Here is an 8,212-nt window from a genome sequence, read left to right as displayed (position 1 = left end):
CAACAAGCTGGGGTTTTGTCTTTTTGCATCCGGATATCTTCCAGCACGACAATCAATAACCGCGACTCGCGGCGCGGTGGGCTTGGGCGATCCTGACGGGTCGGGCGTCAGCCGCCGACTTTCACCGCTGCCAGCAGCATCAGTGCGATCACGCAGGCGAATCCACCCAGCCAGGCAAGGCTGCGCAGCCCCTGCAGGACTGCCAGATAGAAGAGTCCGTGCAGGATGCGGAAGGCGATGAAACCCATCGAGAGCCAGGCGACCTGCTGCGCGTCGACCTGGGCGAACTGGGCCATCAGAACCGCGGCGGCGAATGCGGGGAACGCCTCGAACGCGTTGAGGTGCGCGGCGTACGCATTGCGCACCCGATAACTGTCCTGTTTGGCGATCCAGCCGCGTGGATCCTTGTTGTTGTAGCCGGGGGCGGAGGTCTTGGCGAGTACGGCCCACAGGTAGGGCAGGGCGGCGGCGACAACGATGCAGACATAGGCGATGAACATGGGAACTCCCGGCAATGGACGCCGCGAGTCTAGCCCGAACGCCCGGTCGCATCGGCGCCGGGCGCAAGGAGGCAGGGCCTACTTCCCGCGTGCGCCCGCAGCGGAACGCAGCGCGTCACGCGCGCCCTTGAACGGATTGCCATCGCGCCAGTTCGGCCATTCGCCATTGTTGGCAAGGATTTCGCCAACCGACCGCACCGCTTCCAGATCCTGCACGATGCCGTCCAGCTTCCAGCTGGCGTCGTCGTACTGGTCGCCGGGCTTGTGGTAGCGATGCTCGTTGTAATCGCGACTGGCGGCCTCGCCCGCGGTGCGGCCACCCTCGATCAGGTCGCTGCCGCTGCCGATGTACAGCGCCGGCACGCCGGCCTTGGCGAAGTTGAAGTGGTCGGAACGGAAGTAGTAGCCCGCGGCGGGATGGGATTCCTCCACCAGCCGGCGCCGCTGCCGGTCGGCGGCAGCCTTCAGCAGGTCTTCCAGCTGCGAGCTGCCCTTGCCGACCACGACTAGGTCACGCGCCTTGCCGACCGGCGCCATCGCGTCGAGGTTGATCACCGCCACGGTCTGCGCGAGCGGGATCACCGGATGGGCGACGTAGTACTTGGAGCCGAGCAGGCCAGACTCCTCCAGCGTCACCGCCAGGAACAGCACCGAGCGCTTGGGCGGCGTGGGCGCCTTGCGCATGGCTTCGGCGATTTCCAGGATGCCGGCCACGCCGGTGGCGTTGTCCACCGCGCCGTTGTAGATGGCATCGCCGGTTTCGCCTTCGTGGGTACCGAGGTGGTCCCAGTGCGCCATGTAGACGATCGCCTGGTCGGGCTTTTCGCTGCCCGGGAGCAGGCCCAGCACGTTGCGCGAACGTTTTTCGACGCTGCGACTGGTCAGTTCCAGCGAGGCATTTGCCTCCAGCGGCACCGCGCGGAATCCCGGGCGGCCGGCCGCGGCGCGCAGCTTGGCCAGATCCTGGCCGGCCGCCTTGAACAGCGCATCGGCGGCTTCGCCGGTGATCCAGCCCTGCACCGGCAGGCGCGGCGCCGGGTCGTCCTTGGCGCGCAGATCGTACTGCGGGCCGGACCACGAGTTGCGCACCACGTCCCAACCGTAGGAAGCGCCGGCGGTGTCGTGGATGATCAGCGCGGCGGCGGCGCCCTTGCGCGCGGCTTCCTCGAACTTGTAGGTCCAGCGCCCGTACCAGGTCATCCGGTCGCCGTCGAACAGGCGGGCGTCATGGCCGTGAAAGCCGGGGTCGTTCACCAGCATCACCACGGTCTTGCCCTTGACGTCGATGCCGGCGTAGTCGTTCCAATCGCGTTCCGGGGCGTCCACGCCGTAGCCGACGAAGACCAGCTGGCTGTCCTTGAGGCTGACGCGGGCCTGGCCGGTGCGGGTGCCGACCACCATGTCCTCGCCGAATTTCAGCTGCTGATTGGTGCCGCCGACCTTCAGCCCGAGCACCGCCGATTCATAGGCGGTGGTCTCCATCATCGGCACGGTCTGGAACCAGTCGCCGCCGTTGCCCGGCTGCAGGCCAATGCGGGCGAACTGCGCCTTGATGTAGTCGACCGTGCGGTCTTCGCCGACGCTGCCCGGGCCGCGCCCGGCAAATCCGTCCGAGGCCAGTTCCTGCACGTGTGCGGCAAAATCGCCGGCGGTGATCGCGTCCAGGAACGCGTGGTTGCCGGCGACGGCGGTGGCGCTACGCGCATCCGGCGCAGCGGCGCCCGCGGCTTGCGGCGCGGGGTCGCGGGAACCGCAGGCGCATAGCGCCAGCAGGGCAATGGACAGCGAGGTGGCGCGCAGCATCGCGGGACTCTCCATTCGGATGTCCCGCGATTCTATCCAAGCCGTGGCCCGGGTCAGTCCTTGGGCGGGGTGGCGCCGTCGTAGCGCACCGCGTTGGCGCCGCTGACGCTGCCGATGCGGGCGCTGGCGTGCACGTAGAGCTTCACTTCGCGCTCGAACACCAGCGGGCCGTCGACCACGGCGTTAGGCCCGATCACCACGCGCGGAATCTTGTGCTTGCCGAAGTTGAGGCCGAAGTTGCCTTTCGGCTTCTCGATGCGGATGCCACGCGCGACCCGCGAGTCGGCGCCGACAGTGACGTCGCCGTTCACGGTTTCGATGCGACCTTCGACGGCAGTGCCGACCAGGCCGATCGCGCCGTTGACGGTACTGACATCGCCGCCAACCCGCGAGCCGCGGTCGATGAAGATGCCGCCGTTCACTGTTTCCAGATTGCCGTTGATCCGCCCGTCGCGGCCGAAACGGATGGCGCCGTTGACGGTCGACACCTCGCGAGCCGTCACCGCATCTTCGGCGCTGATGCCGCCGTTGACGGTTTCCACCTCTTCGGCGCTGGCGCCGCGGGCCAGCTCGATGCCGCCGTTGACCGTGCCGAGGTCGCCATAGGCCTGGCCGGCCTCGGCGGTGATGCCGCCGTTGACCTTGTCGATATCGCGGCGGTTTTCGTTGGCCTGCGGCGAGGCGAACGCGGCGGCGCTGGTCGCCAGCAGCAGGGTACAAAGCAGGAAACGGTTCATCCGGGCCTCCGCGGCCTGTTGGGGATACCTCTGGGATGCGCCTTGCGGGCGCAGGGTTTACACGCCGCTACAATTCCTCTTCCCCACCATCGCACAATCCGCAGGAACCATCGTGTCCACGAGCATCCCGTCGCACCCCCCGGCCGGTTCGCCGAAGCCGGTTGTCCTGCTGATCCTGGACGGCTGGGGCCACCGCGAGGAAACCGCCGACAACGCGCTGGCGCTGGCCGAACTGCCGCACTGGCGCCAGCTGCTGGCGACCTGCCCACACACGCTGATCCACACCGAGGGCCGCTTCGTCGGACTGCCGGACGGGCAGATGGGCAATTCCGAAGTCGGCCACATGAACCTCGGCGCGGGCCGCATCGTCTATCAGGACCTGACCCGCGTCGACGCCGCGATCGAGGACGGCAGCTTCTTCGCCAATGCCGAACTGAACGCGGCCTGCGACGCGGTGAAGGCCAACGGCGGCACCCTGCACGTGATGGGGCTGCTCTCGCCGGGTGGCGTGCACAGCCACGAGCAGCACCTGTTTGCGATGTTGGAGCTGGCACAGCGCGCCGGCGTGCCGCGGGTCGCGGTGCATGCCTTCCTTGATGGCCGCGACACCCCGCCGCAATCCGCAGAGCCCAGCTTGCGCACCCTGCAGGCGCTGTGCGCCCGGCTCGGCAACGCGCACATCGCCACGGTGGGTGGGCGCTATTACGCGATGGATCGGGACAAGCGCTGGGAGCGCGTGCGCCGTGCCTGGGACGCGATCGTCGAAGCCGAAAGCGGGCAGCACGCGATTGATGCGCTGACCGCACTGCAGGCGGCCTACGCGCGCGGCGAGAACGATGAATTCGTCGCGCCCACCGTGCTCGACGGCGCGCAGCCGATGCGCGACGGCGACGCGGTGGTGTTCATGAATTTCCGCGCCGACCGCGCCCGCCAGTTGACCGCTGCGTTCGTCGATCCCGCATTCGACGGCTTCGCCGCGCGCCGCCCGGTGCTGGCGCGCTTCGTCTGCCTGAGCGAATACGACGCCAGGCTGCCGGCGGCGCTGGCATTCGCCCCGGACGACCTGCGCCACACCTTCGGCGAGGTGCTGGCCAGCGCGGGCAAGACCCAGCTGCGCATCGCCGAAACCGAAAAATACGCGCACGTGACGTTTTTCTTCAGCGGCGGCCGCGAGGATGTGTTCGAGGGCGAGCAGCGCATCCTGATCCCCAGCCCGCAGGTGGCCACCTACGACCTGCAGCCGGAAATGAGCTGCCCCGAGCTGACCGCCAAGCTGGTCGATGCGATCAGGGGCGGCGGCTTCGACGCCATCGTCTGCAACATCGCCAATCCGGACATGGTCGGTCACAGCGGGATGCTGGAAGCCGCCATCCTTGCCACGCAGGCGGTGGACGTGGCCGTCGGCCAGATCGTGGCGGCGGTGCGGGCGGCGGGGGGCGCAATGCTGATCACCGCCGACCACGGCAACGTGGAAATGATGCGCGACCCTGTTACCGGCCAGCCGCATACCGCCCACACCGTCGGCCCGGTGCCGCTGGTTTACGTCGGTGAACGCCGCGCCACGCTGCGCGAAGGCGGCGCCCTGCGCGACGTCGCCCCCACCCTGCTCGATTTGCTGGGGCTGGCGCAGCCCGCGGAAATGAGCGGGCAGAGCCTGCTGTTGCCGGCCTGATGCGCGCATTCGTCGTTGCCGTCGCCTGCCTGCTGGCGCTCGCCGGCGGCGCGCGTGCGCAGGACACGAAGGACGCCGAAAAGCGCCTGCAAAGCGTGCGCGGCGAGCTGCGCGAGGTCGCCGCGCAGCGGCGCAAGCTGGAAGGCCAGCGTGGCGACGCCAGCCGCAAGCTGCGCGAGGCCGACCAGCAGGTGGGCGGCACCCAGCGCGCCCTGCAGCAGACGCGCGCGCAGATGCGCCGGGACGCGGAAGCGCTGCAGCAGCTGCAGCAGCAGCGCCAGCGCCATGCCGGCGACCTGGCGGCCAAGCGCGCCGAGCTGGCGAAGCTGCTGCGCGCCGCGCAGTTCGCCGGCGAGGCGCCGCCGCTGAAAGCGCTGCTGGCGCAGGATCGGGTGGCGGAAGCCGAGCGCGCGTTGACTTACCAAGGCTATCTGCAGCGCGCACAGGTCGAGCGCATCCGCGTCCTCGGCGCCGAGGTCGCGCGGCTGAGCGCATTGGAAGATGAAATCCTGCAGCGGCGCAACGCGCTGGATGCGGCCGACCGCAAACAGGCCGAACAGCTGGCGCAGCTGCGGGCCGCGCGCCAGCAGCGCGCCGGGTTGCTGGCCGAACTCGACCAGCAGTACCGCGACCGCGCCCAGCGCGAGAAGGCGCTGGGGCAGGATGCCAAGGCGCTGCAGAACCTGCTGGCGCAGCTGCGCGCGGCCGCGGCGAAGGCGGCGCGCGAAGCCGCCCGCGCCCGTCGCGAGGCCGAACGGCGGGCCAAGGCCAGCGGCAAGCCGGCGCCAAAGCGCAGCGCGGTTGCCAGCGCGCCGGCAATGCGGGTAGGCGGCTTGAGCTGGCCGGTGTCGGGCAACCTGCTGGCCGCGTTCGGAGGCCGGCTGCCGGATGGGCGGCGCAGCGACGGCGTGCTGATCGCAGCGCCGGCCGGCACCGCGGTCAAGGCGGTGGCCGATGGCACGGTGGTGTTCGCGGACTGGATGACCGGCTACGGCAACATCCTGATCGTCGACCACGGCAACGGTTACATGAGCCTGTACGCCCACAACGACGGCCTGCTGCGCGCCGCCGGCGATGCCGTGCGGCGCGGCGATGCGCTGGCCGCGGTGGGCAGTTCCGGCGGGCAGGAGCGCCCGGCGCTGTATTTCGAGCTGCGCCGCAACGGTGCGCCGGTGAACCCCTCCGGCTGGCTGACGCGGCAATGACGCCGCCTGCGCGCGGTTCGCAGGCATGATGGGGAACCCGCGCCAGCTGGCGCGGGTCGAACCGCCCAACGGACTCACAGACGCAGCCATACGGAGTAACGCATGCGGGCCAGGCTTCTTTCCATTCTGATCGCGGCGGCGCTGTATTCCCCACTGGCGGTCGCGCAGGACGCGCCCGCGGAGGCCGCCGCGCAGGATGCCGCGCTGGCCAGCGACGATCCCGACGCGGTGGCAGCGGAGGCGGCGAAAGTGCCGCTGGACGAGATCCGCCGCTACGTGACCGTGTTCAACGCGATCCGCCAGGCCTATGTGGACCCGGTCAACGACCGCGAGCTGATGGCGTCGGCGGTGCGCGGCCTGCTGTTCGACCTCGATCCGCACAGCGCCTACCTGGAAAAGGCCGACGCCGACCAGTTCGACGAGCAGACCCGCGGCAGCTACGACGGCGTCGGGGTCGAGCTGCAGCAGCTGCCGGACGGCACCCTGCGGGTGATCGCACCGCTGGACGACAGCCCCGCCGCGCGCGCCGGGTTGCGCAGCGGCGACCGCATCGTCGCCATCGACGGCAAGATCCTGAAGACCGGGCAAAGCGATGCTTCCGCGCCGCTGCGCGGCAAGGCCGGCACCAAGGTGCTGGTGAAGGTGCTGCGCGAGGGCGTGCGCGAACCGTTCGACCTGAGCCTGGTGCGCGACACCATCCGTACCACCAGCGTGCGTTCGCGCATGCTCGAACCGGGGCTGGGCTACCTGCGCATCTCCAGCTTCCAGGCCTCGACTGCGGCCGACTTCAACAAGCAGCTGGACGCGCTGCAGAAGGACGCGCCGCTGCGGGGCCTGCTGCTGGACCTGCGCAGCAACCCGGGCGGGCTGCTGATCGGCGCCGTGCAGATCGCCGACGAGCTGCTGGAAAGCGGCGGCATCGTCAGCACGCGCGGGCGCGAAACCATCGGCGACAGCCGCTTCGACGCCACCCCGGGCGATCGCCTGCACGGCGCGCCGCTGGTGGTGCTGGTGGACGCGGGCTCGGCCAGCGCCGCCGAGGTGCTGGCCGGCGCCCTGCACGACAACAAGCGCGCGCGCGTGATCGGTAGCCGCACCTTCGGCAAGGGCTCCGTGCAGACCCTGCTGCCGCTGGACAACGGCGACTCGATCAAGCTCACCACCGCGCGCTACTACACGCCCAGCGGGCATTCGATCCAGGCGCTGGGCATCCAGCCGGACGTGGTCCTGCATCCGGAAGGCGTACAGCGGCGTCCGGCCGTGGTCAGCGAAGCCGTGTTGCCGGGCCACCTGGCCGCCGAGACCGACGCGATGGAAGGCGACAATGCCGGCGAGGTGCTGCCCGGCAGCAAACCCATCGATTCCGCCCTGGCCGAATTGAAGCGCATGGCCGGGATTGCCACGGCCGCAAAGCCGGCGCCGAAGCCGGCCGCGAAGCCGAAACCCGTTCCGTAACGAGGCGCCGGCCTAGTAGCCGCGGCTGCGGCGCAGCCGGCGGGCGATCGCGGCGCGGGTAAGCAGGGCGAACAGCACGCCGAACACGAAGCCGGCGATATGCGCCGGCCAGGCCACCGCGCCGAACGCCGGGCCGCTGTAGGCAAAACCCACCTGCAGCAGCGCCCACATGCCGATCAGCAGGAACGCCGGCACCCGCACGAACTGCAGGAACAACCCCAGTGGCAGCACAACGCCCAGTCGCGCGCCGGGGAACAGCGCCAGATAGGCGCCGATCAATGCCGACACCGCACCGCTGGCGCCGATCACCACCCGGTCCGGCGCGTCGATGGCCAGCACCGCCGCCAGGTTGGAAAACGCGCCGCCGAGCAGGAACAGCAGCAGGAAACGCCCGCCGCCCATGGTGCGTTCCGCCGGCAGCCCGAAGATCAGCAGGAACACCAGGTTGCCCAGCAGGTGGATCCAGTCCGCGTGCAGGAACAGGCCCGAGAACAGCCGCAACACGCTGCCGTCGGCCAGCGCCCGCCGCCACGCGTCCACGCTGTCCAACCCGCCGGTCAGCACGCCCCAGTCCAGTGCGGCGGCGATGCTGCCGGGCGGCGCGCGCAGCGCAGCAATCACGTAGCTCAGCCACAGCGTGGCGAACAGCAGCGGGGTAGCCCACAGGATCAGGCGGTGCTGGCGGGGACGGATGCCGACGAACATGTGGATTCGATAGATGGGGCCGATACGGGAATGTTATTGGACAGTTAAAGTTCGGGTATAGTCACATACGGCGTCGTATGTCGGGACCGAATCCACCCGGCGCATCGTAAAGATCGTTCGGCGATCCCGGTGATG

6 protein-coding genes and 1 pseudogene are annotated in these 8,212 nt (G+C 69.7%); 3 read left to right on the top strand and 4 right to left on the bottom strand.

What is annotated here, in order from left to right; genetic code table 11:
• Nucleotides 1–107: 107 nt before the first annotated feature.
• The 3 genes from E5S66_RS11700 to E5S66_RS11690 form a co-directional block, all read right to left on the bottom strand.
• The gene (locus E5S66_RS11700; protein ID WP_138349448.1) at nucleotides 108–500 is read right to left on the bottom strand and encodes an MAPEG family protein; all 393 of its coding nucleotides are present in this window, start codon (nucleotides 498–500) and stop codon (nucleotides 108–110) included.
• Between the two features lie 78 nt (nucleotides 501–578).
• Nucleotides 579–2,318 carry a M28 family metallopeptidase gene (locus tag E5S66_RS11695; protein WP_246037221.1) on the bottom strand — a complete coding sequence of 580 codons (1,740 nt, stop codon included), beginning with the start codon at nucleotides 2,316–2,318 and terminating at the stop codon, nucleotides 579–581.
• Between the two features lie 38 nt (nucleotides 2,319–2,356).
• On the bottom strand, nucleotides 2,357–3,040 hold the full coding sequence (locus E5S66_RS11690) for a DUF4097 family beta strand repeat-containing protein (RefSeq protein ID WP_246037220.1): 684 nt from the start codon (nucleotides 3,038–3,040) through the stop codon (nucleotides 2,357–2,359).
• 112 nt (nucleotides 3,041–3,152) lie between these two features.
• On the opposite strand from E5S66_RS11690, the gene gpmI reads away from it, so the two are divergent.
• The 3 genes and pseudogenes from gpmI to E5S66_RS11675 form a co-directional block, all read left to right on the top strand.
• The gene (gene gpmI, locus E5S66_RS11685) at nucleotides 3,153–4,712 is read left to right on the top strand and encodes a 2,3-bisphosphoglycerate-independent phosphoglycerate mutase (protein ID WP_246037219.1); all 1,560 of its coding nucleotides are present in this window, start codon (nucleotides 3,153–3,155) and stop codon (nucleotides 4,710–4,712) included.
• Nucleotides 4,712–5,917 carry a murein hydrolase activator EnvC family protein gene (locus E5S66_RS11680; RefSeq protein ID WP_138349442.1) on the top strand — a complete coding sequence of 402 codons (1,206 nt, stop codon included), beginning with the start codon at nucleotides 4,712–4,714 and terminating at the stop codon, nucleotides 5,915–5,917. Before gpmI ends, E5S66_RS11680 begins: the two co-directional genes overlap by 1 nt.
• Before the next feature lie 102 nt (nucleotides 5,918–6,019).
• Nucleotides 6,020–7,369 (top strand): annotated as a pseudogene (locus E5S66_RS11675) (S41 family peptidase); the annotation flags it as partial.
• 15 nt (nucleotides 7,370–7,384) lie between these two features.
• Here the strand turns inward: E5S66_RS11675 and E5S66_RS11670 are convergent.
• Nucleotides 7,385–8,077 (bottom strand): rhomboid family intramembrane serine protease, encoded by a 693-nt coding sequence (locus tag E5S66_RS11670; protein WP_028840239.1) that lies wholly within the window; start codon nucleotides 8,075–8,077, stop codon nucleotides 7,385–7,387.
• Nucleotides 8,078–8,212 lie beyond the last annotated feature (135 nt).

The organism is Thermomonas fusca, from assembly GCF_005862345.1.
GTDB lineage: Bacteria > Pseudomonadota > Gammaproteobacteria > Xanthomonadales > Xanthomonadaceae > Thermomonas > Thermomonas fusca.
This window is presented reverse-complemented; position numbering and strand designations above follow the sequence as displayed.

Coding starts and splice junctions, on each gene's coding strand:
- E5S66_RS11700 (WP_138349448.1), bottom strand. CDS start 500: ATGTTCATCGCCTATGTCTGCATCGTTGTCGCCGCCGCCCTGCCCTAC.
- E5S66_RS11695 (WP_246037221.1), bottom strand. CDS start 2,318: ATGGAGAGTCCCGCGATGCTGCGCGCCACCTCGCTGTCCATTGCCCTG.
- E5S66_RS11690 (WP_246037220.1), bottom strand. CDS start 3,040: ATGAACCGTTTCCTGCTTTGTACCCTGCTGCTGGCGACCAGCGCCGCC.
- E5S66_RS11680 (WP_138349442.1), top strand. CDS start 4,712: ATGCGCGCATTCGTCGTTGCCGTCGCCTGCCTGCTGGCGCTCGCCGGC.
- E5S66_RS11670 (WP_028840239.1), bottom strand. CDS start 8,077: ATGTTCGTCGGCATCCGTCCCCGCCAGCACCGCCTGATCCTGTGGGCT.